23 protein-coding genes are annotated in these 26190 nt (G+C 70.4%); 18 read left to right on the top strand and 5 right to left on the bottom strand.

From position 1 onward, the window contains the following. Nucleotides 1–4: 4 nt before the first annotated feature. The 12 genes from murF (at nt 5) to ABZ267_RS16085 (ending at nt 12517) form a co-directional block, all read left to right on the top strand. On the top strand, nt 5–1426 hold the full coding sequence (gene murF / locus ABZ267_RS16140; protein WP_356748869.1) for a UDP-N-acetylmuramoyl-tripeptide--D-alanyl-D-alanine ligase: 1422 nt from the start codon (nt 5–7) through the stop codon (nt 1424–1426). After that, entirely contained in the window at nt 1423–2493 is a 1071-nt protein-coding gene (gene mraY / locus ABZ267_RS16135) for a phospho-N-acetylmuramoyl-pentapeptide-transferase (protein WP_356748867.1), read from the top strand. Before murF ends, mraY begins: the two co-directional genes overlap by 4 nt. Beyond that, nucleotides 2475–3917, top strand: a complete 1443-nt coding sequence (gene murD, locus ABZ267_RS16130) for a UDP-N-acetylmuramoyl-L-alanine--D-glutamate ligase (RefSeq protein WP_356748865.1) — start codon at nt 2475–2477, stop codon at nt 3915–3917. Before mraY ends, murD begins: the two co-directional genes overlap by 19 nt. A gap of 61 nt (nt 3918–3978) precedes the next feature. Beyond that, nucleotides 3979–5310, top strand: a complete 1332-nt coding sequence (gene ftsW, locus ABZ267_RS16125; protein WP_356748863.1) for a putative lipid II flippase FtsW — start codon at nt 3979–3981, stop codon at nt 5308–5310. Between the two features lie 6 nt (nt 5311–5316). Beyond that, on the top strand, nt 5317–6411 hold the full coding sequence (gene murG / locus ABZ267_RS16120) for an undecaprenyldiphospho-muramoylpentapeptide beta-N-acetylglucosaminyltransferase (protein WP_015607995.1): 1095 nt from the start codon (nt 5317–5319) through the stop codon (nt 6409–6411). A gap of 49 nt (nt 6412–6460) precedes the next feature. Continuing rightward, nucleotides 6461–7255: an FtsQ-type POTRA domain-containing protein gene (locus ABZ267_RS16115; protein ID WP_356748861.1), complete on the top strand. Its 795-nt coding sequence runs from the start codon at nt 6461–6463 to the stop codon at nt 7253–7255. Nucleotides 7256–7531: 276 nt separating this feature from the next. Beyond that, nucleotides 7532–8755: a cell division protein FtsZ gene (gene ftsZ, locus ABZ267_RS16110; protein ID WP_356748859.1), complete on the top strand. Its 1224-nt coding sequence runs from the start codon at nt 7532–7534 to the stop codon at nt 8753–8755. Next, nucleotides 8752–9492: a peptidoglycan editing factor PgeF gene (gene pgeF / locus ABZ267_RS16105; RefSeq protein ID WP_356748857.1), complete on the top strand. Its 741-nt coding sequence runs from the start codon at nt 8752–8754 to the stop codon at nt 9490–9492. The genes ftsZ and pgeF overlap by 4 nt, the downstream gene beginning before the upstream one ends. Before the next feature lie 6 nt (nt 9493–9498). After that, nucleotides 9499–10218, top strand: coding sequence for a YggS family pyridoxal phosphate-dependent enzyme (locus ABZ267_RS16100; RefSeq protein WP_356748855.1), 720 nt, complete (start codon nt 9499–9501; stop codon nt 10216–10218). A 126-nt stretch (nt 10219–10344) separates the two neighbouring features. Further along, on the top strand, nt 10345–10968 hold the full coding sequence (gene sepF / locus ABZ267_RS16095; protein ID WP_093686663.1) for a cell division protein SepF: 624 nt from the start codon (nt 10345–10347) through the stop codon (nt 10966–10968). Nucleotides 10969–11040: 72 nt separating this feature from the next. Further along, nucleotides 11041–11325: a YggT family protein gene (locus tag ABZ267_RS16090; RefSeq protein ID WP_006123846.1), complete on the top strand. Its 285-nt coding sequence runs from the start codon at nt 11041–11043 to the stop codon at nt 11323–11325. Nucleotides 11326–11374: 49 nt separating this feature from the next. Further along, on the top strand, nt 11375–12517 hold the full coding sequence (locus ABZ267_RS16085) for a DivIVA domain-containing protein (RefSeq protein ID WP_356748853.1): 1143 nt from the start codon (nt 11375–11377) through the stop codon (nt 12515–12517). 321 nt (nt 12518–12838) lie between these two features. On the opposite strand, the gene ileS is transcribed toward ABZ267_RS16085, so the two are convergent. Next, on the bottom strand, nt 12839–16015 hold the full coding sequence (ileS, locus tag ABZ267_RS16080) for an isoleucine--tRNA ligase (RefSeq protein WP_356748851.1): 3177 nt from the start codon (nt 16013–16015) through the stop codon (nt 12839–12841). 573 nt (nt 16016–16588) lie between these two features. Between ileS and ABZ267_RS16075 the strand changes: the two genes are divergently transcribed. From ABZ267_RS16075 to ABZ267_RS16055, 5 genes are all read left to right on the top strand, one after another. Beyond that, nucleotides 16589–17359: a TraR/DksA C4-type zinc finger protein gene (locus tag ABZ267_RS16075; protein WP_356748849.1), complete on the top strand. Its 771-nt coding sequence runs from the start codon at nt 16589–16591 to the stop codon at nt 17357–17359. 58 nt (nt 17360–17417) lie between these two features. Further along, a complete protein-coding gene (lspA, locus tag ABZ267_RS16070; RefSeq protein WP_356748847.1) occupies nt 17418–18008 on the top strand; it encodes a signal peptidase II in 591 nt (196 codons plus the stop codon). A gap of 60 nt (nt 18009–18068) precedes the next feature. Then, nucleotides 18069–19010, top strand: a complete 942-nt coding sequence (locus ABZ267_RS16065) for an RluA family pseudouridine synthase (protein ID WP_093686668.1) — start codon at nt 18069–18071, stop codon at nt 19008–19010. Then, nucleotides 19007–19480 (top strand): GNAT family N-acetyltransferase, encoded by a 474-nt coding sequence (locus ABZ267_RS16060; protein ID WP_356748844.1) that lies wholly within the window; start codon nt 19007–19009, stop codon nt 19478–19480. The genes ABZ267_RS16065 and ABZ267_RS16060 overlap by 4 nt, the downstream gene beginning before the upstream one ends. Nucleotides 19481–19687: 207 nt before the next feature. Further along, a complete protein-coding gene (locus ABZ267_RS16055) occupies nt 19688–21274 on the top strand; it encodes a Na+/H+ antiporter (RefSeq protein WP_356748842.1) in 1587 nt (528 codons plus the stop codon). A 42-nt stretch (nt 21275–21316) separates the two neighbouring features. On the opposite strand, the gene ABZ267_RS16050 is transcribed toward ABZ267_RS16055, so the two are convergent. Further along, complete coding sequence (locus tag ABZ267_RS16050) at nt 21317–22468, bottom strand: mechanosensitive ion channel domain-containing protein (protein WP_356748841.1); 1152 nt, start codon at nt 22466–22468, stop codon at nt 21317–21319. Between the two features lie 37 nt (nt 22469–22505). Here ABZ267_RS16050 and ABZ267_RS16045 point away from each other — a divergent pair, with 37 nt between their 5' ends. Continuing rightward, nucleotides 22506–23084, top strand: coding sequence for a dienelactone hydrolase family protein (locus ABZ267_RS16045; protein ID WP_356748839.1), 579 nt, complete (start codon nt 22506–22508; stop codon nt 23082–23084). Between the two features lie 47 nt (nt 23085–23131). On the opposite strand, the gene ABZ267_RS16040 is transcribed toward ABZ267_RS16045, so the two are convergent. The 3 genes from ABZ267_RS16040 to ABZ267_RS16030 form a co-directional block, all read right to left on the bottom strand. Then, entirely contained in the window at nt 23132–23947 is an 816-nt protein-coding gene (locus tag ABZ267_RS16040; RefSeq protein WP_356748837.1) for a DsbA family protein, read from the bottom strand. A gap of 62 nt (nt 23948–24009) precedes the next feature. After that, nucleotides 24010–24741 carry a hypothetical protein gene (locus ABZ267_RS16035; protein WP_356748835.1) on the bottom strand — a complete coding sequence of 244 codons (732 nt, stop codon included), beginning with the start codon at nt 24739–24741 and terminating at the stop codon, nt 24010–24012. A gap of 80 nt (nt 24742–24821) precedes the next feature. Further along, nucleotides 24822–26147 carry a DUF2252 domain-containing protein gene (locus ABZ267_RS16030; protein ID WP_356748833.1) on the bottom strand — a complete coding sequence of 442 codons (1326 nt, stop codon included), beginning with the start codon at nt 26145–26147 and terminating at the stop codon, nt 24822–24824. Between the last annotated feature and the right edge of the window lie 43 nt (nt 26148–26190).

Here is a 26190-nt window from a genome sequence, read left to right as displayed (position 1 = left end):
CCAAGTGATCACCCTTTCCCTCGCCGAGATCGCGGACATCGTCGGCGGGCAGCCGCACGACATACCGGATCCGGCAGTCACCGTCACCGGCCCCGTCGTCATCGACTCCCGCGAGGTCGCGCCCGGCAGCCTGTTCGCCGCGTTCGCCGGCGAGCGCGTGGACGGCCACGACTACGCGCAGCGCGCCGTCGAGGCGGGCGCGGCAGCCGTGCTGGCCGCCCGCCCCGTCGGCGTTCCGGCGATCGTCGTGGACGACGTCGTCGGCGCGCTCGGCGCGCTCGCCCGTACCGTCGTCGAACGCCTCGGCACCACCGTCGTCGCGCTCACCGGCTCCGCGGGCAAGACGTCCACCAAGGACCTGATCGCGCAGCTCCTGCAGCACAAGGCGCCCACGGTCTGGACGCCCGGCTCCCTCAACAACGAGATCGGCCTGCCGCTCACCGCCCTGACCGCCACCTCCGAGACCCAGCACCTGGTCCTGGAGATGGGCGCCCGCGGCATCGGGCACATCCACTACCTCGCCGAGCTCACCCCGCCCCGCATCGGCCTGGTCCTCAACGTCGGCTCCGCCCACCTCGGCGAGTTCGGCAGCCGCGAGGCGATCGCCCAGGCCAAGGGCGAGCTGGTCGAGGCGCTCCCCGAGGACGGCTGCGCCGTGCTCAACGCCGACGACCCTCTCGTACGCGCGATGGCTTCGCGCACCAAGGCCCGCGTCCTGCTCTTCGGAGAAGCCCCGGAAGCGGACGTACGGGGCGAGAAGGTCCGCATGACCCCCGACGGGCGGCCCGCGTTCGAGCTCCACACACCCACCGGGTGCAGCGACGTGACCTTGCGCCTGTACGGTGAGCACCACGTGTCGAACGCGCTCGCCGCGGCCGCCGTCGCCCATGAGTTGGGCATGTCCGTGACCGAGATCGCCGAGGCGCTCTCGGAGGCGGGCACCCTCTCCCGCTGGCGCATGGAGGTCACCGAGCGTCCGGACGGTGTGACGGTCGTCAACGACGCCTACAACGCGAACCCCGAATCCATGAGAGCCGCACTGCGTGCGCTGGCTGCCATGGGCCAGGCCCGAGCGGCCGACGGGGGGCGCACCTGGGCGGTGCTCGGTCAGATGGCCGAGCTCGGTGACGCGTCGCTCGCCGAGCACGACGCGGTCGGACGGCTCGCCGTCCGGCTCAACGTCAGCAAGCTCGTCGCTGTCGGGGGGAGAGAAGCCTCCTGGCTGCAACTGGGCGCATATAACGAGGGTTCGTGGGGTGAGGAGTCGGTGCACGTGTCCGACGCACAGGCGGCCGTCGACCTGTTGCGCAGTGAACTGCGCCCGGGAGACGTCGTGCTGGTGAAGGCGTCCCGGTCGGTCGGCCTGGAGAAGGTCGCCCAGGCACTGCTGGAGAACTCGACCGAGGGCGAGGTCGCCGGCCGATGAGGCAGATCCTCTTCGCGGGGGCCATCGGGCTCTTCCTGACCCTGGTCGGTACCCCGCTGCTGATCAAACTGCTGGCCCGCAAGGGGTACGGGCAGTTCATCCGGGACGACGGCCCGCGCACCCACGGCAGCAAGAAGGGCACGCCCACGATGGGCGGCATCGCCTTCATCCTGGCGACGATCATCGCGTACCTCCTCGCGAAGGTCATCACGGATGAGGACATCCGCTACTCCGGCGTCCTCGTGCTCTTCCTCATGGCGGGCATGGGCCTCGTCGGCTTCCTCGACGACTACATCAAGATCGTCAAGCAGCGCTCGCTCGGTCTGCGGGCCAAGGCGAAGATGGCCGGACAGCTGATCGTCGGCATCGCCTTCGCGGTGCTCTCGCTCCAGTTCCCCAACTCCATGAACCACACCCCGGCCTCCACCCGGCTCTCGTTCGTCGAGGACTTCGGCTGGTCGATCGGCCCGGTGCTGTTCTGCGTCTGGGCGCTGTTCATGATCCTCGCCATGTCCAACGGCGTGAACCTCACCGACGGCCTCGACGGCCTGGCCACCGGCGCCTCGGTGATGGTCTTCGGCGCCTACACCTTCATCGGCCTCTGGCAGTTCCAGGAGTCCTGCGCCAACGCGGACAACCTGACCAACCCCAGCGCCTGTTTCGAGGTACGCGACCCGCTCGACCTCGCCGTCGTCGCCGCGGCCCTCATGGGCGCCTGCTTCGGCTTCCTGTGGTGGAACACCTCGCCCGCCAAGATCTTCATGGGTGACACCGGCTCGCTCGCCCTCGGCGGCGCGCTCGCGGGCCTCGCGATCCTGTCCCGCACCGAGTTCCTGCTCGCCATCCTCGGCGGCCTCTTCGTGATGATCACCATGTCCGTGGTCATCCAGGTCGGTTCCTTCAAGATGACCGGCAAGCGGGTCTTCCGGATGGCGCCGCTCCAGCACCACTTCGAACTCAAGGGGTGGTCCGAAGTCCTTGTCGTGGTCCGCTTCTGGATCATCCAGGGCATGTGCGTGATCGTCGGCCTCGGCCTCTTCTACGCGGGATGGGCAGCCAAGAAGTGAGCACCGTGGACTGGCAGGGCAAGCACGTCACCGTCGCCGGACTCGGCGTCAGCGGCATCCCCGCGGCCCGTGCCCTGCACGAGCGCGGCGCGGTCGTCACCGTCGTCAACGACGGCGACGACGAGCGTGCCCGCGCGCAGGCCGCCGAACTGGAGGCGCTCGGCATCACCGTGCGCCTCGGCGACGGCGCCACCCTGCCGCCGTCCACGGAACTCGTCGTCACCGCCCCCGGCTGGCAGCCGGACAAGCCGCTCTTCCTGGCTGCCGCCGAGGCGGGCGTCGACGTCTGGGGCGACGTCGAACTCGCCTGGCGGCTGCGCGGGACGAACGGCCGCAAGGCCGCGCCCTGGCTCGCCGTCACCGGCACCAACGGCAAGACCACCACCGTACGGATGCTGGCATCGATCCTTCAGGCGGCAGGCCTGCGCACCGCGGCGGTCGGCAACATCGGCGTCTCGCTGCTGGACGCGGTGCTCGGCGAGCAGGAGTACGACGTCCTCGCCGTCGAACTCTCCAGCTACCAGCTGCACTGGGCACCCTCCCTGCGCGCCCACTCCGCCGCCGTCCTCAACCTGGCGCCGGACCACCTCGACTGGCACGGCTCGATGGAGGCGTACGCGGCCGACAAGGGCCGGATCTACGAGGGCAACACGGTGGCCTGCGTCTACAACGCGGCCGACCCCGCCACCGAGGACCTGGTCCGCGAGGCCGACGTCGAAGAAGGCTGCCGGGCCATCGGCTTCACCCTCGGCCCGCCCGGACCCTCGCAGCTCGGCGTGGTCGACGGCATCCTCGTCGACCGGGCCTTCGTGGCCAACCGCCAGAAGCAGGCCCAGGAGCTGGCCGAGGTCTCCGACGTCAACCCGCCGGCCCCGCACAACATCGCCAACGCGCTCGCCGCCGCCGCCCTCGCCCGCGCCTTCGGCGTGGAACCGGCCGCCGTCCGCGACGGCCTGCGCACCTTCCGGCCCGACGCCCACCGCATCGAACACGTCGCGGACATCGCCGAAGTCGCCTACGTCGACGACTCCAAGGCCACCAACACCCACGCCACCGAGGCCTCGCTGGCCGCCTACGACTCCATCGTCTGGATCGCCGGCGGCCTCGCCAAGGGCGCCACCTTCGACGAGCTGGTCACCGGCGCGGCGAAGCGGCTGCGCGGCGTCGTGCTGATGGGCGCCGACCGCGCGCTGATCCACGAAGCCCTGACGCGACACGCCCCGGAAGTACCGGTGGTCGACCTCGACCGCACCGACACTGGGGCCATGTCCGAGGCGGTCGAACAGGCCGCACGGCTCGCGCGGCCGGGCGATACGGTACTGCTGGCCCCGGCCTGCGCCTCGATGGACATGTTCACCAACTACATCAAGCGGGGCGAGGCGTTCGCGGACGCGGTCCGCGCACGCACCGAGACGAGCGCCTGACCGACCGGGCTCCGCGCCGGGGCCGCGCCCTGGGGCACGAGCAGTGGAGGGGACAGCGACAATGCCGGCCGAGAAGAGCTCCGCCGTACGCAGCCGCCGGCCGGCGCCGTCCCGCGGCGCGGGACGCGGCTCCCCGGCACCCAGGACCCCGCGCGGCGGCGGGGTCCGGCGCCTCTACGAGCAGGCACGCCGGGCCTGGGACCGGCCTCTGACCGCCTACTACGTGATCCTCGGCTCCAGCCTCCTGATCACCGTGCTGGGCCTGGTGATGGTCTACTCCGCCTCGATGATCAAGGCGTTGAGCATCGACAAGTCGTCGACGTACTTCTTCGGCAAGCAGTTCGTCGCCGCCGTCATCGGCGGCGCGCTGATGATGATCGCCTCCCGGATGCCGGTGAAGCTCCACCGCGGGCTGGCCTATCCGATGCTGATGATCACGGTCTTCCTGATGGTCCTGGTCCAGGTGCCGGGGATAGGGATGTCGGTCAACGGCAACCAGAACTGGCTCTACCTCGGTGGCCCGTTCCAGGTCCAGCCGAGCGAGTTCGGCAAGCTCGCGCTCATCCTGTGGGGCGCCGACCTGCTCGCCCGCAAGCAGGACAAGCGGTTGCTGACGCAGTGGAAGCACATGCTCGTCCCGCTCGTCCCGGTCGCCTTCGTGCTCCTCGGGCTGATCATGCTCGGCGGCGACATGGGCACCGCGATCATCCTCACGGCCATCCTCTTCGGCCTGCTCTGGCTGGCCGGCGCTCCCACCCGGCTCTTCGCCGGCGTGCTCGGATTCGCCGCCGCCATGGCGTTCCTCCTGATCTGGACCAGCCCCAACCGGATGTCCCGGCTCTCCTGCATGGGCATCATCGGCGAACCCGACCCGGACGACGGCTGCTGGCAGGCGGCGCACGGAATCTACGCTCTGGCCTCCGGTGGATGGTTCGGTTCCGGGCTCGGTGCGAGTGTGGAAAAATGGGGTCAACTCCCGGAACCCCACACCGACTTCATCTTCGCGATCACCGGTGAGGAACTGGGTCTGGCGGGGACGCTGTCCGTGCTCGCCCTCTTCGCGGCTCTAGGCTATGCGGGTATCCGCGTGGCCGGACGCACGGAGGACCCCTTCGTCAGGTATGCCGCGGGAGGCGTGACCACCTGGATCATGGCCCAGGCCGTGATCAACATCGGTGCGGTGCTCGGCCTGTTGCCGATCGCCGGTGTCCCGCTCCCGCTGTTCTCCTACGGAGGATCCGCCCTGCTGCCGACGATGTTCGCGGTCGGGCTCATGATCGCCTTCGCGCGGAACGATCCCGCCGCGAAGGCGGCCCTGGCCATGCGGAGGCCCGGGGTGAGATGGAAGACGATGAGACGGCGCGTCACGAAGCGTCCGTCCGGAGAGCGGTGAATTTCGGTGCATGTCGTACTCGCCGGCGGGGGGACCGCCGGACACATCGAGCCCGCGCTTGCCCTCGCAGACGCCCTGCGCAGGCAGGACCCGACCGTGGGAATCACGGCCCTCGGCACGGAACGCGGCCTGGAGACCAGGCTCGTACCCGAGCGGGGGTACGAGCTGGCGCTCATCCCGGCCGTACCGCTGCCGCGTAAGCCCACGCCCGAGCTGATCACCGTCCCGGGCCGGCTGCGCGGCACCATCAAGGCGGCCGAGCAGATCCTGGAGCGCACCAAGGCGGACTGCGTGGTCGGCTTCGGCGGTTACGTCGCGCTGCCCGGCTACCTCGCCGCCAAGCGCGTCGGCGTGCCCATCGTCGTCCACGAGGCCAACGCCCGCCCGGGCCTCGCCAACAAGATCGGCTCGCGGTACGCCCACGGGGTCGCCGTCTCCACGCCGGACAGCAAGCTGCGCGGCGCGCGCTACATCGGCATCCCGCTGCGCCGCACCATCGCCACCCTGGACCGCGCCCGGGTCCGCCCGGAGGCCCGCGCCTCCTTCGGCCTCGACCCCAACCTGCCCACGCTGCTGGTCTCCGGCGGCTCGCAGGGCGCGCGCCACCTCAACGAGGTCGTCCAGCGGGTCGCGCCGCTGCTCCAGCGCTCCGGGATCCAGATCCTCCATGTGGTCGGCCCGAAGAACGAATTGCCGCGGATCGACAACATGCCCGGGATGCCGCCGTACATCCCGGTACCGTACGTGGACCGGATGGACCTCGCGTACGCCGCGGCCGACATGATGCTCTGCCGCGCGGGCGCGATGACCGTCGCCGAACTCTCCGCCGTCGGGCTTCCCGCCGCCTACGTCCCGCTGCCCATCGGCAACGGCGAACAGCGGCTCAACGCCCAGCCGGTGGTCAACGCCGGCGGCGGTCTGCTGGTGGACGACGCGGCGCTGACGCCCGAGTGGGTGCAGGGCAACGTGCTGCCGGTGCTGTCGGACCCCCACCGGCTGTACGAAATGTCCCGTGCCGCGGCCGAGTTCGGCCGGCGCGACGCCGACGACCTGCTCGTCGGCATGGTGTACGAAGCGATTGCCTCCCGCCGCCAGGCGTGAGGCGGTGCGGACCCGGGGCGGGCGCCCCGGGTCCGGCGAAGGAGCGAGCGTGGCCGGACCGACGACCGCCCAGCGCGGCGCAACGGGGCGGGCGGACACCACCGCCCGCCCGCCGCACATCGGCCCCGAGGGGCACCGGCTCAGCCGCCGTACGCTCCTGATCCTCATCGGCGTCGCGGCGGCCCTGCTCACCGCGTTCGCGCTCTGGGCGCTCTACGGCTCCTCCTGGCTCCGCGTCGAACGCGTCTCCACCACCGGTGTCGAGGTGCTGACCCGCGAAGAGGTGGAAGCGGTCGCCGCGGCGCCGATCGGAGCTCCGCTGATCTCCGTGGACACCGGCGCCATGGAGGCGAGGTTGCTCCAGAAGCTGCCTCGTATCGACTCGGTGGATGTCGTGCGCTCCTGGCCGCACGGCATCAGCCTTAAGGTGACCGAACGCGAGCCGGTCCTGCTGATCGCCAAGGGTGCGAAGTTCGTCGAAGTGGACGGAACGGGCTTCCGTTTCGCCACGGTGGACCGGGCGCCCAAGGGCGTACCGCTGCTGGAGCTCGATCCGGAACGGTCGGCGAGTCTGCGCCGGTTCGGCAGTGACCGTCTGTTGCACGAAGCGGTGACGGTCGCGGATGACCTGCCCAAGGGCGTGGCCAAGGACACCGAGGCGGTACGGATCACCTCCTTCGACGCGATCTCCTTGCGCCTCACCCGTGATCGGCGGGTGACCTGGGGCAGTAGTGAGGACGGGGCGGTGAAGGCGGACGTCCTCACCGCTCTGATGAAGGCGGTGCCCAAAGGGGGACAGTTCGACGTGAGTGCCCCCACCGCCCCTGCGGTATCGGCGAGTTGACGTGCATTTGTGCTGGCCAGCACCCTGGTTGGTCAGCGCTACGGGTGATCACATAGGGTGAAAAGAAAAACGGGAGGTTCGGCGTGTTCGTTGAACGTGCGCCACTTGTCGACTTAGTGTCCTGTTCGGAAGAGTCCAGGAAGCAGACACACTGGTAACCCTAAACTTGAACGTTAGGGTTTGGGTCGGCGTTCGGACCGTCCCCATCGACATCAGTCGTCGCCGCGGATCAACCGCAGAGCGACGACACGTAACTCGAGGCGAGAGGCCTTCGACGTGGCAGCACCGCAGAACTACCTCGCAGTCATCAAGGTCATCGGTGTCGGCGGCGGTGGTGTCAATGCCATCAACCGAATGATCGAGGTCGGTCTCAAGGGCGTCGAGTTCATCGCGATCAACACGGACGCACAGGCCCTGTTGATGAGCGACGCCGACGTCAAGCTCGACGTCGGCCGCGAACTCACCCGGGGCCTCGGCGCCGGGGCGAACCCGGCCGTCGGTCGTAAGGCGGCAGAGGACCACCGTGAGGAGATCGAGGAGGTCCTCAAGGGGGCCGACATGGTCTTCGTCACCGCCGGAGAAGGCGGCGGCACCGGCACCGGCGGCGCACCCGTCGTCGCCAACATCGCGCGCTCGCTCGGCGCCCTGACGATCGGTGTGGTCACCCGCCCGTTCACCTTCGAGGGCCGGCGCCGCGCGAATCAGGCGGAGGACGGCATCGCCGAGCTCCGCGAAGAGGTCGACACCCTCATCGTCATCCCCAACGACCGCCTGCTGTCCATCTCGGACCGTCAGGTCAGCGTGCTCGACGCCTTCAAGTCGGCCGACCAGGTCCTGCTCTCGGGTGTCCAGGGCATCACCGACCTGATCACCACGCCCGGCCTGATCAACCTCGACTTCGCCGACGTCAAGTCGGTCATGTCCGAGGCCGGATCGGCGCTGATGGGCATCGGCTCGGCGCGCGGCGATGACCGCGCGGTCGCCGCGGCGGAGATGGCGATCTCCTCGCCGCTCCTGGAGGCGTCCATCGACGGCGCCCGCGGTGTCCTGCTCTCCATCTCCGGCGGCAGCGACCTCGGTCTCTTCGAGATCAACGAGGCCGCCCAGCTGGTGAGCGAGGCGGCACACCCCGAGGCCAACATCATCTTCGGCGCCGTCATCGACGACGCGCTCGGCGACGAGGTCCGGGTCACCGTGATCGCGGCGGGCTTCGACGGCGGACAGCCGCCGGCCCGGCGCGAGAGCACGCTCGGCGCCAGCACGAACAAGAGGGAGGAGCCGGCCGTCCCGGCCAGGTCCTCCGCCGAACCCGCGCGTCCGTCGGGTGGACTCGGTTCCGTACCTCCGCGCGAGGAGAGCCCGGCCCCGGCCGAGCCCGCTCCCGCGTCGGCTTCGAGCGAGAGCCCGCTGTCGCCGGTCTCTCCGCCGCACGTCCCGCCGGCCCGTCCCTACCAGGACACCCAGGCCGAAGAGCTGGACGTACCGGACTTCTTGAAGTGATAGGTCAGCACCGGGCGGAACCCGTCACGGGCAGCGCTCACTTCGCCTTCACCGACCGGTGGGGCGGGGTGAGCGCCGCTCCGTACGGTGAGCTCAACCTCGGCGGCGCGGTCGGTGACGACCCCGCCGCCGTCGGCGCGAACCGCGAGCGCGCGGCCCGCCGGCTCGGCCTCGACCCGATCTCGGTCGTCTGGATGAACCAGGTGCACGGCCGGGACGTGGCGGCGGTCGACGGGCCGTGGGGCGCGGAGGCGGAGATCCCGGCCGTGGACGCGCTGGTGACCACACGGCGCGGACTGGCGCTGGCCGTCCTCACCGCCGACTGCACTCCGGTCCTCCTCGTCGACCCGGTCGCCGGAGTCGTCGGAGCGGCGCACGCCGGGCGGCCGGGGCTGGTCGCCGGGGTCGTCCCGGCGGTGGTCGAGGCCATGACCGCGCGGGGCGCACGCCCGTCCCGGATCACCGCGCACACCGGACCGGCCGTCTGCGGACGGTGTTACGAAGTGCCCGAGGAGATGCGGGCCGAGGTCGCCGAGGCGGTCCCCGGAACCTGGGCCGAGACCAGCTGGGGGACACCGGCGGTCGACGTCACCGGCGGAGTCCACGCCCAGCTCGCCGCTCTCGGCGTGAGCGACCTGCACCGTTCGCCGGTCTGCACCCGTGAATCGGGCGATCACTTCTCGTACCGCCGCGACCGCACCACCGGGCGGCTCGCCGGATATGTCTGGTTGGACTGATAGGGCATGACGGACCGTAAGGCTCAACTCGCTGCGAATCTGGCGCAGGTGGAGGAAAGGATCACCTCCGCCTGTGCCGCGGCCGGCCGCGATCGCGAGGACGTGACCCTGATCGTGGTCACCAAGACCTACCCCGCGAGCGACGTCCGCATGCTGCATGAACTCGGTGTGCGCCATGTCGCCGAGAATCGTGACCAGGACGCGGCACCGAAAGCCACCGCTTGTGCGGATCTTTCACTGACATGGCACTTTGTCGGACAATTGCAGACGAACAAGGTTCGTTCTGTGACGAGTTATGTCGATGTCGTGCAGTCGGTCGACCGGATCAAGCTGGTCACCGCCCTCTCGGCCGCCGCGGTCCGCGCGGAGCGCGAGCTCGGCTGTCTGATCCAGGTCGCCCTGGACGCGGAGAGCGGCGAGCGCGGTGAACGCGGCGGGGTCGCACCGGACGGGATCGAGGAGTTGGCGGCCGCGGTCGACGCGGCGGAGGGGCTGCGGCTGGACGGTCTGATGACCGTGGCGCCGCTGGCCGGACCGTTTGCCGACAGGCAACGGGCCGCGTTCGACCGGCTGATGGGATTCGCCACCCGCCTGCGCGCCGCTCATCCGGCTGCGAACATGGTCTCCGCAGGTATGAGTGCGGATCTGGAGGACGCGGTGGCGGCCGGAGCGACACATGTACGCGTCGGTACGGCGGTACTCGGAGTCCGACCCAGGCTCGGGTAACGTCGCGAAGCAAGTCGGACCACAGCAGAAAATATGGTCATTGCCCGGCAGGACGGGGCGGACCACCGTGGATCGCGGGCACTTGGTGACGAATGCCGATCCACCACAGAGCGGAGGACTCGGAGCATGGCCGGCGCGATGCGCAAGATGGCGGTCTACCTCGGCCTCGTGGAGGACGATGGGTACGACGGTCCGGGGTTCGACCCCGATGACGAATTCGAACCTGAGCCGGAGCCCGAGCGGCGACGGCATCAGCCCCCGCACCAGGTGGAACGCGAGCGTGAGCGGGAGCGCGAAAGGGATGAACCGGTACGAGTAGTACAACCGCCCGCCCAGCGCGAGCCGGTTCAGCTCCCCGCGGAAAGCGGGCGACCCGCCCGAATCGCACCCGTGGCATCCATCACACCTGAACGTCCGAACATGGAGAAGAACGCACCGGTGATCATGCCTAAGGTCGTGTCCGAGCGGGAGCCGTACCGCATCACCACGCTGCATCCCAGGACCTACAACGAGGCCCGTACCATCGGGGAACACTTCCGTGAGGGCACTCCGGTGATCATGAATCTCACGGAGATGGACGATACCGACGCGAAGCGACTTGTCGACTTTGCCGCAGGACTCGTCTTCGGGCTCCATGGCAGCATTGAACGCGTGACGCAGAAGGTGTTCCTGTTGTCGCCTGCTAACGTCGATGTCACGGCGGAGGACAAGGCCCGCATCGCAGAGGGCGGATTCTTCAACCAGAGCTGAGAACACGACACCGGGAACAACCCGGCCGCGAGGCCGGAGCTACGAGAGCCAGGGGAGAGGGAAGCGCGGGACATGGGCGTCGCACTGGATGTGGTCTATATCGCGCTGATGTGTTTCCTCATCGTGCTGATCTTCCGGCTCGTCATGGACTACGTCTTCCAGTTCGCACGTTCATGGCAACCCGGCAAGGCGATGGTGGTCGTACTGGAGGCCACCTACACTGTCACCGATCCACCGCTCAAGCTTCTGCGGCGGTTCATTCCGCCGCTGCGTCTCGGGGGCGTGGCACTCGACCTGTCCTTCTTCGTTCTGATGATCATCGTCTACATCCTGATCAGCGTTGTGGTCAGGTTGTGAGCGATACGGTCTTGCCGACTGCCGACGACTACGTAGAGGTGAAGAAGAGATGCCGTTGACCCCCGAGGACGTGCGGAACAAGCAGTTCACGACCGTCCGCCTCCGAGAAGGCTATGACGAGGACGAGGTCGATGCCTTTCTCGACGAGGTCGAATCGGAGCTGACCCGTCTGCTCCGTGAGAACGAGGACCTGCGCGCCAAGCTGGCCGCCGCGACGCGTGCCGCCGCGCAGAACCAGCAGCAACAGCAGCAGGGTATGCGCAAGCCGCCGGAGCAGCAGGACCGCCCGGGTGCTCCCGTACCCGCCGCCATATCTGGACCGCCGCAGCAGCAGCCCCCGCAGATGGGTCCGCCCCAGCTGCCCGGTGGCGCGCCGCAGCTGCCTGCCGGCCCCAGCGGTCACGGTCCCCAGGGCGGCCACGGCGGTCCGCAGGGCCAGGGCCCGATGCAGGGCGGTCCCATGGGTGGCCCGATGGGCGGCCCCATGGGTCAGCACCCCCAGCAGCAGCAGATGCAGCAAATGCAGCAGATGCAGCAGCCGCAGATGCAGCAGCAGGGCCAGGGCCCCGGTGGCGACAGCGCCGCCCGTGTCCTCTCGCTCGCGCAGCAGACCGCCGACCAGGCGATCGCGGAGGCCCGTTCCGAGGCCAACAAGATCGTCGGCGAGGCGCGGAGCCGTGCCGAGGGTCTGGAGCGCGACGCGCGTGCCAAGGCGGACGCCCTGGAGCGGGACGCGCAGGAGAAGCACCGCGTGGCGATGGGCTCGCTGGAGTCGGCCCGCGCGACGCTGGAGCGCAAGGTCGAGGACCTGCGTGGCTTCGAGCGCGAGTACCGCACGCGACTGAAGTCCTACCTGGAGAGCCAGCTGCGTCAGCTGGAGACCCAGTCGGACGACTCGCTCGCGCCGCCGCGGACGCCGGCGACGGCCTCGCTGCCGCCGTCCCCCTCGCTGGCTCCGGCCGGTGCGGGTGCGATGGGTCACTCCATGGGCAGCTCCAACCACGGTGGCCACGGTGGCCAGCAGATGGGTGGCGGCCAGTCCATGGGCGGTGCGCCGTCCTACGGTGGGCAGCAGCAGATGTCGCCCGCGATGACGCAGCCGATGGCGCCGGTTCGGCCTCAGGCGCCGCAGCCGATGCAGCAGGCGCCGTCGCCGATGCGTGGGTTCCTGATCGACGAGGACGACAACTGATCGGTACGCGCTCGCTGAGCGCGTAGCCGTCGGCAGTCAAAGGGCCGGGCCCCGGGGTTTCCCCGGGGCCCGGCCCTTTGCGTGGGCGGCCGCCGCCGTTGCCGGGTACGGGTGGGGCGTCTGCGGCGGGCCTGTTCCCCTACCCGCCCCTTCCCGAAACCGGGGCTGCGCCCCGGGCCCCCTTTGTCCTCAAGCGCCGGACGGGCTATTTGTAGCCTCGCCGGCGTTTGAGGCGCGGGGGTTCGGGGGCGGAGCCCCTGAGGTGGGTACGCGGAAGGGCCCGGCCGGAATGTACCGGCCGGGCCCTCCCATACGTACCGGCTACCGCTTGCGCAGGCGGAACGTCAGGGACAGGCCCTCGTCCTCGAACGGCGCGCCGTACGTGCCGTCCGCCTCGCCCTCCGCGTAGTCCACGGCCAGGACCTCCTCGGAGATCAGAGGGGCGTGTTCCGTGAGGGCCTCCGCCGTTGCCGGGGACGTCGTCGTCCAGCGGACGGCGATGCGGTCCGCCACGTCCAGGCCGCTGTTCTTGCGGGCCTCCTGGATCAGGCGGATCGCGTCACGGGCCAGGCCCGCGCGGCGCAGCTCCGGGGTGATCTCCAGGTCCAGGGCCACCGTCGCGCCCGAGTCCGAGGCGACCGACCAGCCCTCGCGCGGGGTCTCCGTGATGATGACCTCGTCCGGGGTGAGCGTGATCCGCTCGCCTTCCACCTCCACCGACGCCGTACCCTCGCGCAGAGCCAGGGAGAGCGCCGCCGCGTCCGCCTCGGCCACCGCCTTGGCCACCGCCTGCACGCCCTTGCCGAACCGCTTGCCCAGCGCCCGGAAGTTCGCCTTCGCCGTCGTGTCGACCAGCGAGCCGCCCACCTCGGAGAGCGAGGCGAGCGATGTGACGTTCAGCTCTTCGGTGATCTGCGCCCGCAGGTCCGCAGCGAGCGACTCGAAGCCGCTCGCCGCCACCAGCGCGCGCGACAGCGGCTGGCGCGTCTTCACGCCCGACTCCGCACGCGTCGCCCGGCCCAGCTCCACCAGGCGGCGCACCAACGCCATCTGGGAGGAGAGAGTGGGGTCGATCGCCGAAACCTCTGCCTCGGGCCACGACGACAGGTGCACCGACTCCGGCGCGTCCGGCGTGACCGGTGCGATCAGGTCCTGCCAGACCCGCTCCGTGATGAACGGGACCAGCGGCGCCATCAGCCGCGTCACCGTCTCCACGACCTCGTGCAGCGTCCGCAGCGCCGCCTTGTCGCCCTGCCAGAAGCGGCGGCGCGAGCGGCGTACGTACCAGTTGGAGAGGTCGTCCACGAACGCCGAGAGCAGCTTGCCGGCGCGCTGGGTGTCGTAGCTCTCCATCGCGACCGTCATCTGGTCGACCAGCACGTTGAGTTCGCTCAGCAGCCAGCGGTCCAGGACCGTGCGGTCCGCCGGGGCCGGGTCGGCCGACGACGGAGCCCAGCCCGACGTGCGCGCGTACAGGGCCTGGAACGCGACCGTGTTCCAGTACGTCAGGAGCGTCTTGCGGACGACCTCCTGGATCGTGCCGTGGCCCACGCGCCGTGCCGCCCACGGGGAGCCGCCCGCCGCCATGAACCACCGCACCGCGTCCGCCCCGTGCTGGTCCATCAGCGGGATCGGCTGGAGGATGTTGCCCAGGTGCTTGGACATCTTGCGGCCGTCCTCGGCGAGGATGTGGCCCAGGCAGACCACGTTCTCGTAGGACGACTTGTCGAAGACCAGCGTGCCGACCGCCATCAGCGTGTAGAACCAGCCGCGGGTCTGGTCGATCGCCTCCGAGATGAACTGCGCCGGGTAGCGGCTCTCGAAGACTTCCTTGTTCTTGTACGGGTAGCCCCACTGCGCGAACGGCATCGAACCCGAGTCGTACCAGGCGTCGATGACCTCCGGGACGCGGTACGCCTCCAGCTGGCAGTTCTCGTGCGTGCAGGTGAAGGTGATCTCGTCGATGAACGGGCGGTGCGGGTCGAGCGCCGACTGGTCCGTGCCCGTGAGTTCTGTGAGTTCCGCGCGGGAGCCCACGCACGTCAGGTGGTTGTCCTCGCAGCGCCAGATCGGCAGCGGAGTACCCCAGTAGCGGTTGCGGGACAGTGCCCAGTCGACGTTGTTGTTCAGCCAGTCGCCGAAGCGGCCGTTCTTGACCGAGTCCGGGAACCAGTTGGTCTTCTCGTTCTCCTGGAGGAGGCGGTCCTTGATCGCGGTCGTCCTGATGTACCAGGACGGCTGCGCGTAGTAGAGCAGCGCCGTGTGGCAGCGCCAGCAGTGCGGGTAGCTGTGCTCGTACGGGACGTGGCGGAAGAGCTTGCCGCGCGCGTCCAGGTCCGCGGTGAGCGCCTCGTCGGCCTTCTTGAAGAACACGCCGCCGACCAGCGGGAGGTCTTCCTCGAAGGTGCCGTCGGGACGGACCGGGTTGACCACCGGCAGGCCGTACGCACGGCAGACCAGGAGGTCGTCGGCGCCGAACGCGGGGGACTGGTGGACCAGACCCGTACCGTCCTCGGTCGTGACGTACTCGGCGTTGACCACGTAGTGCGCCTCGGCCGGGCTGTGTCCATCGCTTCCCTCGCTGACGCTCGGGAAGTCGACGAGGGTGAAGGGGCGCTCGTACGTCCAGCGCTCCATCTCCGCACCGGTGAACGACTGGCCGGTCGCCTCCCAGCCCTCGCCGAGCGCCTTCTCCAGGAGCGGTTCGGCGACGACGAGCTTCTCCTCGCCGTTCGTCGCGACGACGTACCGGACCTCGGGGTGCGCGGCGACCGCGGTGTTGGAGACCAGCGTCCACGGCGTGGTCGTCCAGACCAGGAGCGACGCCTCGCCGGCCAGCGGGCCGGAGGTGAGAGGGAAGCGGACGAAGACGGACGGGTCGACGACCGTCTCGTAACCCTGCGCCAGCTCGTGGTCGGAGAGGCCCGTGCCGCAGCGCGGACACCACGGGGCGACGCGGTGGTCCTGGACGAGCAGGTCCTTGTTGAAGATCTCCTTCAGCGACCACCAGACGGAGTCCACGTACTCCGGGTCCATCGTGCGGTACGCGTCGTCCAGGTCGACCCAGTACCCCATACGGGTCGTGAGCTCGGCGAAGGCGTCGGTGTGCCGGGTCACCGACTCACGGCACTTGGCGTTGAACTCGGCGATGCCGAACGCCTCGATGTCCTTCTTGCCGTTGAAGCCCAGTTCCTTCTCCACCGCCAGCTCGACCGGCAGGCCGTGGCAGTCCCAGCCGGCCTTGCGGCCCACGTGGTAGCCCTGCATGGTGCGGAAGCGCGGGAAGACGTCCTTGAAGACGCGGGCCTCGATGTGGTGGGCACCGGGCATGCCGTTGGCGGTGGGCGGGCCCTCGTAGAAGACCCATTCCGGGCGGCCCTCGGACCGGTCCAGGCTCTTGGCGAAGACCTTGTTCTCGCGCCAGAAGTCGAGCACGGCGTGCTCCAGCGCGGGCAGGTCGACCTGGGCGGGTACCTGGCGGTACTGCGGCGATGTCATGTGCGGCTTCCTCCGGCGGACGTCTTCCACTTCCGTCGGAGGGACGAGAGCGTCCGGCGCTCCCGCGGTACCACCCTCCTTGGCCCCGGGCGTGCGCCCGTGGCCCCCTCATTGGGGTCGCGATGCCGGGTCTAGTGGCCTGGTGCTCGTGGGCGGGCCCACGAGCACGGCGTTCTTCCGGCGGCTCCGGGGTGATCTTCACGACGCGCTCGCCCCCGGGCTCCCACCGTCCCCGGGTCGCTGCTGGCTGCGTACGACGCTACTCGTCCCATCCATGCCTCTCGCTGGGCCCAGTGTACGGGCCCGTACGGCTGACGGCCGACCGGTTTAACCCGGCGCCCGGGCGTGACCCGAATGGCCAGTCGGAGGCGTACGGAGTTGGCCGCGGCGGTGCGGGGGCGGCGAGGGGCGGATTACCGGGCGGGGAGCTGGGAACAACGGATGCAGACGCGCCACGACCGGGCAGGGGGAGGGGCGAAAGGGCGGCGTGCCCCGTTGCCGCGGGGCTGGGGTCGATTTATCGTCCCAGCACGATTCGCGAGCAAGATCACAATGTGTGAAGGGGCCGCGGCCATGGTGGCGAAGAAGACGGCGGAAGAGACCGCGGCCGGGCAGAAGGCCGACGGGAAGCCACCGGCCGGCGAGACGTCCCAGGACGGCACGGCTGCCGGGAGAACGGCCGCCAAGAAGGACGTCGCGACGAAAACGCCTGCCAAGAAGGGTGCGGCGAAGAAGACCGCAGCCAAGAAGAGCACGACGAAGAGCAGCGCGAAGAAGAGCGCGGCCAAGAAGGCTTCGAAGACGGCCGCAGAGACGGCCACGGGGGCGGCTGCGGCCGCCGAGGAGACGGGAGCCCACACGGTGGTAGCCAAGAAGAGCGCGAGTCGCCCCGCAGCCGGTACGGACGAGGCGGCCGTGCCGCCGGCCCGGGCCGCCGCGACCGCTCCCGGCGAACTGGCGGTACGGCCCGGCGAGGACCCCTGGACGCCCGAGGAGGTCACCGAGGCGCGCACGCTGCTGACCAGCGAGATCGCGCGGCTGCGCAGCGAGCTGGAGGCCTCGGGCGCCGCGCTCGCCGGGCTGATGCGGGACTCCGGTGACGGCGCCGGCGACGACGAGGCCGACACGGGCACCAAGAACATCACGCGGGAACACGAGCTGGCGCTCGCCGCCAACGCCCAGGAGATGCTGGAGCAGACCGAGCGGGCGCTGGCCCGGCTCGAAGCGGGCACCTACGGGCTCTGCGAGATCTGCGGCAAACCGATCGGCAAGGCACGGATGCAGGCATTTCCCCGCGCCACCCTCTGCGTCGAGGACAAACAGAAGCAGGAGCGGCGCGGCTGACCCGTACAGCTGTGTCGTACCCTCGTCCTCAGTCAGGCACCTAGGTTGAGGGACTCACGTGGCAGAGGCGGAGCGCATCATCGGTACGCCGGACAATCCCGAGGCCGAGCACACGGACGAAGGCGGCTCCACGGCCGCCGACGCCGCCGTGAACACGGGTGTGGGCAAGCGCAAGATCCTGGCGCTCGTCGGCGTCGCGATCGTCGCCTATCTGCTGGACCTGGTCTCCAAGCTGATCGTGGTCGCCAAGCTGGAGCACCAGCCGCCGATCGACATCATCGGTGACTGGCTGCAGTTCCGGGCGCTGCGCAACCCGGGCGCCGCGTTCGGGTTCGGCGAGGCGTTCACGGTGATCTTCACCATCATCGCGGCCGGCGTGATCGTGGTCGTGATCCGGCTGGCCCGCAAGCTCTACAGCCTGCCGTGGGCCATCGCGCTGGGGCTGCTCCTGGGCGGTGCGCTCGGCAACCTCACCGACCGGATCTTCCGGGCGCCCGGCGTGTTCGAAGGGGCGGTGGTCGACTTCATCGCCCCCAAGCACTTCGCCGTCTTCAACCTCGCCGACTCCGCGATCGTCTGCGGCGGCATCCTCATCGTGATCCTCTCCTTCAAGGGCCTGGACCCCGACGGGACCGTCCACAAGGACTGACCGTCCACAGGGACCGACCGGGCTGCGCGGGGAGCGTCCGGCGCAAGGCATACTCGACAGGTGAGTACGCACCCCGAGATCCGCACCCTGCCCGTACCGGACGGCCTGGAAGGCGAGCGTGTCGACGCCGCCATCTCCCGGATGTTCGGTTTCTCCCGCACCAAGGCCGCCGAGCTGGCCGCCGCCGGGAAGGTCCAGGTGGACGGTTCGGTGGCCGGCAAGTCCGAGCGCGTGCACGGCGGTGCCTGGCTGGAGGTCGAGATGCCGGGCGCTCCCGCACCGGTCCAGATCGTCGCCGAGCCCGTCGAGGGCATGGAGATCGTCCACGACGACGACGACATCGTGGTCATCATGAAGCCGGTCGGCGTCGCGGCCCACCCCAGCCCCGGCTGGACCGGCACCACCGTCATCGGCGGCCTCGCCGCCGCCGGATACCGGATCTCGACGTCCGGCGCCGCCGAGCGCCAGGGCATCGTGCACCGCCTGGACGTCGGCACCTCCGGCCTGATGGTCGTCGCCAAGTCCGAGCGCGCCTACACGCTGCTGAAGGCCCAGTTCCGCGACCGGGTCGTCGACAAGAAGTACCACGCGCTCGTCCAGGGCCACCCGGACCCGATGAGCGGCACCATCGACGCCCCGATCGGGCGCCACCCGAACCACGACTACAAGTGGGCCGTCACCGCCGAGGGCAAGCCGTCGGTGACCCATTACGACCTGATCGAGGCGTACCGCGCCGCCAGCCTCCTGGACATCAAGCTGGAGACCGGCCGCACCCACCAGATCCGGGTCCACATGTCCGCCCACCGCCACCCGTGCGTCGGCGACCTGACGTACGGCGCCGATCCGACCCTGGCCAAGCGGCTCGGGCTGACCCGGCAGTGGCTGCACGCGGTGCGCCTGGGCTTCGAGCACCCGAGCGACGGCTCCTGGGTGGAGTTCTCCAGCACCTACCCGGCCGACCTCCAGCACGCCCTCGACACCATCGCGGCGGAGAGCCAGTGACGTCGTACACCACCCGCAGGGCTGTGGAGGAGAGCGACCTGGCGGCCTGCTTCCAGGTGCGCAAGGAGGTCTTCGTCGGCGAGCAGAACGTGCCCGAGGAGATCGAGTACGACGCCTACGACGCCGCCGCCGTGCACGTCCTGGCTGTCGCGGCCGACGGCACCGCACTCGGTACGGGCCGGCTGCTGCACGGCGCCGACGCGGCCGGGAAGACCGGCGGCGACCTCACCACCGGCTCGCTCGGACGGCTCGCGGTGACCCGCCAGGCGCGCGGCCTCGGCGTCGGCGCCGCACTCGTGCGGGCCATCGAGGACGAGGCGGCCCGGCTCGGCCTGGCCGCCGTCGACCTCCACGCCCAGACCCACGCCCTCGGCTTCTACGAACGGCTCGGATACGTCGCGTACGGCCCCGAGTTCCCGGACGCGGGCATTCCGCACCGGGCGATGCGCCGGGAGATCGGCGCCGGCTGACCCCGCGCGCGAAGGATCCGGCTCCGCCCAGCGGGAGGTCCGAGCCCCGCGCACGGGGGGTCTCGCCTTCCGCGTGAGCCTCGCATGGCAGGGTGGAGGACCGCCCGGCCGGTGATCCGGCCGGGCTTCCTGACGGCCGTTCACCCGGGGGTGTCCTGGAGGACACGGTGAGCGGCCCGGAACCGTACGCTCCGGAAGGCGCCTCCCGTGGATCAAATGGCCCTGCTGCTCCTGCTGCTGCTCGGAGCCGTGGTCACGGTGCCGCTCGGCGCCCGGCTGGGGCTGCCGGCACCGGTGCTGATGACGCTGGCCGGGGTCGCGATGGCGTTCGCGCCGTTCGTGCCGAACGTCGACATCCCGCCCGAGATCATCCTCCCGGCCCTGCTGCCGCCGCTGCTCTACGCCTCGGTGCAGCGGACCTCCTGGCGCCAGTTCGCCGCCAACAGACGGCCGATCTTCCTGCTGGCCGTCGCCTTGGTCTTCGTCACCACGGCCGCCGTCGCCGCCGTCGCCAACTCGATCGTGCCCGGGCTGCCGATCGCCGCCGCCGTGGCGCTCGGCGCGCTCGTCGCACCGCCCGACCCGGTCGCCGCGACCGCCGTGGCCGGCTCGGTCGGACTGCCGCGCCGACTCGTCTCGATCCTGGAAGGCGAAGGGCTCTTCAACGACGTCACCGCGATCGTGCTCTACCACGTGGCCATCGCCGCGGCGGTGAGCGGCACCTTCTCGGTGCCCGAGGCCTTCGGCCTGCTGATCCTCTCCGCCGTGGTCGCGGTCGCCGTCGGCCTCGCACTCGGCTGGCTCACCATCAAGCTGATGGGCTTGCTCGGCGACGCCACCCTCCAGGTCGGCCTGAGCCTCCTGGTGCCGTTCGCCGCCTACGTCCTGGCGGAGGAGCTGATGGGCTCCGGCGTGCTCGCCGTCCTGACCATCGCGCTCTACCTCGCCGAGCACACCGCCGACGCCGACGACGTGCTGGGCCGGCTCACCGGACGTACCTTCTGGGAGATCGTCGACACCCTGGTCACCGGCGTGGCCTTCGGGCTGATCGGCCTGGAGCTGCACAGCGTGTTCGGCACCTCCGGCGGGCGCGAGTTCCAGATGGTCGGCTGGGGGCTCGCGATCGTCGCGGTCGTCGTCGGCGTACGGCTGGCCTGGCTGCTGCCCGCCACCTGGCTCGCCAAGAAGCTGCACACCAGGCGGGACGTGAGCGAGGAGATCCCGACCAGCTGGCGGGAGACCGTCGTCATGTGGTGGGCCGGGATGCGCGGCGTGGCCTCCGTCGCGCTGGCGCTCGCCATCCCACTGGAGACCGACGACGGACAGCCCTTCCCCGGCCGCGACGAGATCATCTTCATCGCCTTCTGCGTGATCATGGTCACCCTGGTCTTCCAGGGCCTCACCCTGCCGTGGCTGGTCCGCAAGCTCCGGGTGCGCGCCGACGCCGCCGCCGAGGAGGCCCTGGAACGGGACCTCGCCCTGCGCGCCGCCAAGGCCGCCAAGTACCGGCTCAAGGAGATCCAGGAGGTCGAGGAGTTCCCGGAAGAGGTCGTGGAGCGGCTCCAGAAGGCCGCGTACGACATCGGCGCCCGGATCAACCCGGAGATCGTCAGCGAGGAGCGGCGCGCGGCGTACGCGAAGCGGGCCGAGCGGTTCCAGGCGGTCAGCCGGATCCAGCGCGAGATGATGTCGGCCGCCCGCCACGAGGTGCTCTCCGCCCGCAACGAACCCGGCTCCGACCCGGAGGTCGTGGACCGGGTGCTGCGCCAGCTGGACTTCCGCTCGCTGCGCTGAGCATCTCGGGGCGCCCTGAGCCTTCAGAGCGCCCCCGGATCCTCAGCCGCGCCCGGTCCGGGGCATCTTGGAGCCGTCCAGGTCGCCGGCGGGGCCGGAACCGTTGCGGCCGGGCCGTGGCCGCGCGCCCGTCAGCTCCGCCCACTGCTCGCCCGGCGGCAGTGCGGCGGGAGAGCTGGCGATGCGCGGCAGCGCGTACGGGTGGTGGTCGCGCAGCCAGCCGATCAGCTGCTCGCGCACCGCGCACCGCACCGTCCAGATGTCGTCCGCGTCCTTCGCCGTGACCACCGCGCGCACCTGGATGGTGGTCGGGGTCGTGTCGGTGACGGCCAGGGACCAGTCGCGGCCGTCCCACGCGGCGATGTCACCGAGGATGTCCCGCAGCCTCTTGCGCATCGCGGCCACCGGCGCCGCGTGGTCGAGGTGGAAGAAGACCGTGCCGGTCATCTGGACCCCGCCGCGCGACCAGTTCTCGAACGGCTTGCTCGTGAAGTACGAGACCGGCATCGTGATCCGCCGCTCGTCCCACGTCCGTACCGCCAGGAACGTCAGCGTGATCTCCTCGATCGTGCCCCACTCGCCGTCCACCACCACGGTGTCGCCGAGCCTGACCATGTCGCCGAAGGCGATCTGCAGCCCGGCGAAGAGGTTGCCGAGCGTCGACTGGGCGGCCACACCGGCGACGATGCCGAGCACACCGGCCGAGGCCAGCATCGAGGTGCCGACTCCGCGCATCGCCGGGAACGTCAGCAGCATCGCCGCGATCGCGACGACCGTCACCACCGCGATGACGACCCGCTGGATCAGCGTCACCTGCGTACGGACCCGGCGGACCCGGGCCGGATCGCGGGTGGACGTCGCGTACCGCGCGTAACTGGACTCCACGACCGTCGCGGCGGCCCGCACCACCAGCCAGGCCGAGGCACCGATCAGCACCAGCGAGAGGGCCTGGCCGATCCCGACCCGGTGCTCCCATACCCAGGCGATGCCCGACTGGCGGTAACTGCCGCGCAGCAGCGCGGTGATGACCACCACTTGCAGCGGTGGCCGGCAGCGCCGCAGCAGACCCCAGAGCGGGGTCTCGTGGTGGCGGCTGTCGGCCCTGCACAGCAGCCGGTCGACCAGCCAGCCGATCAGCAGGGTGATCACCACGGATCCGCCGAAGACGATCAGCGGGCGCAGCACGTTCTCCATCGTCCGGTCCTCCAAGCATTGAGGCGTAACTGGCACCATGGGCCTCATGAACATCATGCTTTTCCACTCGACCTACGGGCTCACGCTCGCAGTGCACGCCGCGGCCGCACGTCTGAGGGACGCCGGCCACGAGGTGCGCGTGCCCGATCTCTTCGAGGGGCACACCTTTGACACGGTGGAGGAGGGCATGGCTTTCAAGGAGGAGGTCGGCAAGGAGGAGCTGCTGAAGCGCGCGGTCCTGGCCGCGGCGCCCTACTCCGACCAAGGGCTCGTCTACGCCGGTTTCTCCCTCGGCGCGGCGACCGCGCAGACCCTGGCGCTCGGCGACGCGAAGGCGCGCGGGCTGCTGCTCTTCCACGGCACCTCGGACATCGCGGAGAACGCCGCGGTGGAGGAGCTTCCGGTCCAGCTGCACGTCGCGGACCCGGACCCCTTCGAGTCCCACGACTGGCTGAACAGCTGGTACCTCCAGATGCAGCGCACCGGCGCGGACGTGGAGATCTACCGTTATCCCGGGGCCGGCCACCTGTTCACCGACCCCGACCGCCACGACTACGACCAGGCGGCCGCCGAGCAGACCTGGAAGGTCGCGCTCGGCTTCCTGGCCACGCTGTAGGGGCCTGACGGCGGGCGAACAGGGCACGTGCCGCCCGCCCGGAGGCGTTACGCCTTCAGCGCCTTGTCCACCGCCGCCGTGAAGTCGGCCGCCGTCATCGGAGCGTTGTCGCTGCCCTCCGCCGTGACCTTCTTGCCGTCCATCTTCAGCGTCGGCGTGCCCTCCACGCCGCTCTTGCCGAACGCCTCGGACATCTTCATCGCCCAGCCGTCGTACGTACCGTCCTCCACGTCCTTCTGGAAGGCCTTGTTCCCCTTCAGCGCGTCCACCGAGTCGGCGACCTCGATGAGGTAGCCGTCCTTGGCGAACTTGTCCTCGCTCTCCTGCGGGTGGAACTTCGCGGAGTACAGCGCGGCCTTGTAGTCCATGAACGCCTCGGGGCTCACGTTCAGCGCGGCGCCGAGCGCGCTGAGGGCGTTCTTGGAGCCCTCGCCGTTGTCGGTGTTGTCGATGAAGGTCGCACCGACGTACTTGACCTTGTACTTGCCGGCCTCGACGTCCTTCGCGACGGTCTCGCCGACGCCCTGCTCGAACGTGGCGCAGACCGGGCAGCGGGAGTCCTCGTACAGCTCCAGCGTCTTCTTGGCGTCGGACTTGCCGATCACCACGGTGGTGCCGTCGGTGCCCGAGGTGTTCTTCGGCGCGCTGACGTTCTTCGCGTCGGCGGCGGCCTCCCAGGCGGACGGCTTGTTCAGCTGCATCACGCCGTAGCTGATACCGCCGACGACGGCGAGGGCCGCGACGACCGAGACGCCGACGACGAGCTGCTTGCGGGTCCTGTCCTTCTTGGCCTGCGCCTCGCGCTCGGCGCGCAGCCGCTCACGGGCCGCTGCCTTGTTCTGGTGGGTGTTGCGCTTGCTCATGATCGTTCTCCGTGAAGTGTGGGGAGTGGAAGGGGTGCTGCTCGGCGCCGGCCGTGCTGCCCTCAGGCAGCGGCGGCGTACGCGGTGAGCGGCGGCCCCCTCCGTCCCACGGAGTGCACGGGGAAGCGGGCCGGGGAGAGCGGGTGCACGCGCCCGGCGGCGCGCGGGAGACGGGGAGCGGACCGGACGGTTCCGCGCACCACGGCGACCGCGGTGAGCAGCGGCCGGAACGCCACCAGCGCCGCCGTGCGCACCAGACCCGCCAGCGCCGCCTCGCCGCGCCGCAGCCAGGCGGCGGCGAGTAGTCCGACGGCCACATGCGCGGCGAGCAGCAGCCACGGCACGGCCGGACCCGGCTGCGCCAGCAGGGCCGCCGCGCGGTCGCCCGCGCCGGTCATCCCGGCGAGCGGCGTGCCCACCGCGCCGACGCCCGCGATCCGCGCCCCGGTCGCGCCGACCTCGCCGCCTCCGCAGAGCACGTCGAAGCCCACCGCGCGCAGCGGGCCCGCGATGGGCCCGCCGGCCGCCCCGTAACAGAGGTGCTGGCCGGTGGTGAAGAGCGTGTCGGCCGCGAGCTCCAGCGGCACGAGCAGCCCGGCGATGGCGCCGAAGCCGCGCTCCCGGCCGGCCAGCGCGTACGCCACGGTGAAGACGACGGCCGCGAGGAGTGCCACCGCGGTCAGCGGCAGCGGCACTCCGGAGAGCAGCACATGGGACGCGGTGGACAGGGTGACGACGAGCGCGGCGAACAGCGCCGCGCGCACCACCCTGAGCTGCGTACCTGAGATGTCCATCGCCGGAAAGTGTGTCATGTGCGGAGGTAAGCGGACCTTAAAAGAAGCTGAGAGTCACGGCACGGCCAGGTGCGCGCGGCCTACAGCCCCGGAATCCTGCCGTTGCGGAACAGATCCACGAAGATCTGGTGATCCGCGCGGGCCCGGGCCCCGTAGCTGTGGGCGAAGTCGACCAGCAGCTCGCCGAACCCCTCCTCGTCGGCCGCGATGGCCGCGTCGATCGCGCGCTCCGTGGAGAACGGCACCAGCGAGTGACCGCTCTCGTCGTCCGCCGCCGCGTGCATCGTCGCCGTCGCCCGGCCGAGGTCGGCGACGACCGCCGCGATCTCGTCCACCTCGTCGATCTCGGACCAGTCCAGATCGACCGCGTACGGCGAGACCTCGGCGACCAGCTGGCCGGCGCCGTCCAGCTCGGTCCAGCCCAGCCACGGGTCCGCGTGCGCCTGGAGCGCGCGCTGCGAGATCACCGTGCGGTGCCCCTCGTGCTGGAAGTAGTCCCGCACGGCGGCGTCCGTGATGTGCTGGGAGACGGCCGGGGTCTGCGCCTGCTTGAGGTAGATCACCACATCGTTCTCCAAGGCGTCGGTGTTGCCCTCCAGAAGGATGTTGTACGACGGCAGCCCCGCCGATCCGATGCCGATGCCCCGGCGGCCCACCACGTCCTTGACCCGGTAGGAGTCGGGACGGGTCAGGCTCGACTCCGGCAGCGTCTCCAGATAGCCGTCGAACGCGGCCAGCACCTTGTACCGCGTGGCGGCGTCCAGGTCGATCGCGCCCCCGCCGTCCGCGAAGCGGCGCTCGAAGTCGCGGATCACCGTCATCGAGTCCAGCAGCGAGAACCGGGTCAGCGAGCGGGCGGCGCGCAGCGCGTCCAGCAGCGGGCCCTGGGCCGTGTCCAGCGTGAAGGGCGGCACCTCGTCGTTCTTCGCACCCGTCGCCAGTGCGTGGATCCGCTCCCGGTAGGCGGCGGCGAAGATCCGGACCAGGTCGGTGATCTGCTCGTCGGCCAGCGCCTTCGCGTACCCGATGAGCGCGACGGAGGCGGCGAACCGCTTCAGGTCCCAGGTGAAGGGGCCCACGTACGCCTCGTCGAAATCATTGACGTTGAAGACGAGGCGGCCGTTGGCGTCCATGTAGGTGCCGAAATTCTCCGCGTGGAGATCACCGTGGATCCAGACCCGGCCCGTGCGCTCGTCCAGATACGGGCCGCCGCGCTGCTCACGCTCCAGGTCGGTGTAGAACAGGCAGGCCGTGCCCCGGTAGAAGGCGAAGGCCGAGCCCGCCATCTTGCGGAACTTGACCCGGAAGGCGGCCGGATCGGCGGCCAGCAGCTCCCCGAAGGCGGTGTCGAGAACGGCGAGAATCTGCTCCCCGCGCTGCGCTGCGCCGGTCTGCGTTTCCGACATCTCTTGCTGCCTCCTGCTGTCGTTGGCGTGGCTGGCCGGGCCC

Source organism: Streptomyces sp. NPDC006174 (assembly GCF_040614075.1).
GTDB lineage: Bacteria > Actinomycetota > Actinomycetes > Streptomycetales > Streptomycetaceae > Streptomyces.
The sequence above is the reverse complement of the archived record's forward strand: the minus strand, read 5'-3'. Positions and strand labels throughout refer to the sequence as shown.

Excerpts from the sequence above, each read along its gene's own strand:
- mraY (WP_356748867.1), top strand. The coding sequence starts at position 1,423 with ATGAGGCAGATCCTCTTCGCGGGGGCCATCGGGCTCTTCCTGACCCTG.
- ABZ267_RS16035 (WP_356748835.1), bottom strand. The coding sequence starts at position 24,741 with ATGGACATCTCAGGTACGCAGCTCAGGGTGGTGCGCGCGGCGCTGTTC.
- ABZ267_RS16075 (WP_356748849.1), top strand. The coding sequence starts at position 16,589 with ATGGTGGCGAAGAAGACGGCGGAAGAGACCGCGGCCGGGCAGAAGGCC.
- ABZ267_RS16030 (WP_356748833.1), bottom strand. The coding sequence starts at position 26,147 with ATGTCGGAAACGCAGACCGGCGCAGCGCAGCGCGGGGAGCAGATTCTC.
- ABZ267_RS16045 (WP_356748839.1), top strand. The coding sequence starts at position 22,506 with ATGGGCCTCATGAACATCATGCTTTTCCACTCGACCTACGGGCTCACG.
- ABZ267_RS16090 (WP_006123846.1), top strand. The coding sequence starts at position 11,041 with ATGGGCGTCGCACTGGATGTGGTCTATATCGCGCTGATGTGTTTCCTC.
- ABZ267_RS16040 (WP_356748837.1), bottom strand. The coding sequence starts at position 23,947 with ATGAGCAAGCGCAACACCCACCAGAACAAGGCAGCGGCCCGTGAGCGG.
- ABZ267_RS16050 (WP_356748841.1), bottom strand. The coding sequence starts at position 22,468 with ATGGAGAACGTGCTGCGCCCGCTGATCGTCTTCGGCGGATCCGTGGTG.
- ileS (WP_356748851.1), bottom strand. The coding sequence starts at position 16,015 with ATGACATCGCCGCAGTACCGCCAGGTACCCGCCCAGGTCGACCTGCCC.
- ABZ267_RS16100 (WP_356748855.1), top strand. The coding sequence starts at position 9,499 with ATGACGGACCGTAAGGCTCAACTCGCTGCGAATCTGGCGCAGGTGGAG.
- ABZ267_RS16085 (WP_356748853.1), top strand. The coding sequence starts at position 11,375 with ATGCCGTTGACCCCCGAGGACGTGCGGAACAAGCAGTTCACGACCGTC.
- ftsW (WP_356748863.1), top strand. The coding sequence starts at position 3,979 with ATGCCGGCCGAGAAGAGCTCCGCCGTACGCAGCCGCCGGCCGGCGCCG.
- sepF (WP_093686663.1), top strand. The coding sequence starts at position 10,345 with ATGGCCGGCGCGATGCGCAAGATGGCGGTCTACCTCGGCCTCGTGGAG.
- murD (WP_356748865.1), top strand. The coding sequence starts at position 2,475 with ATGGGCAGCCAAGAAGTGAGCACCGTGGACTGGCAGGGCAAGCACGTC.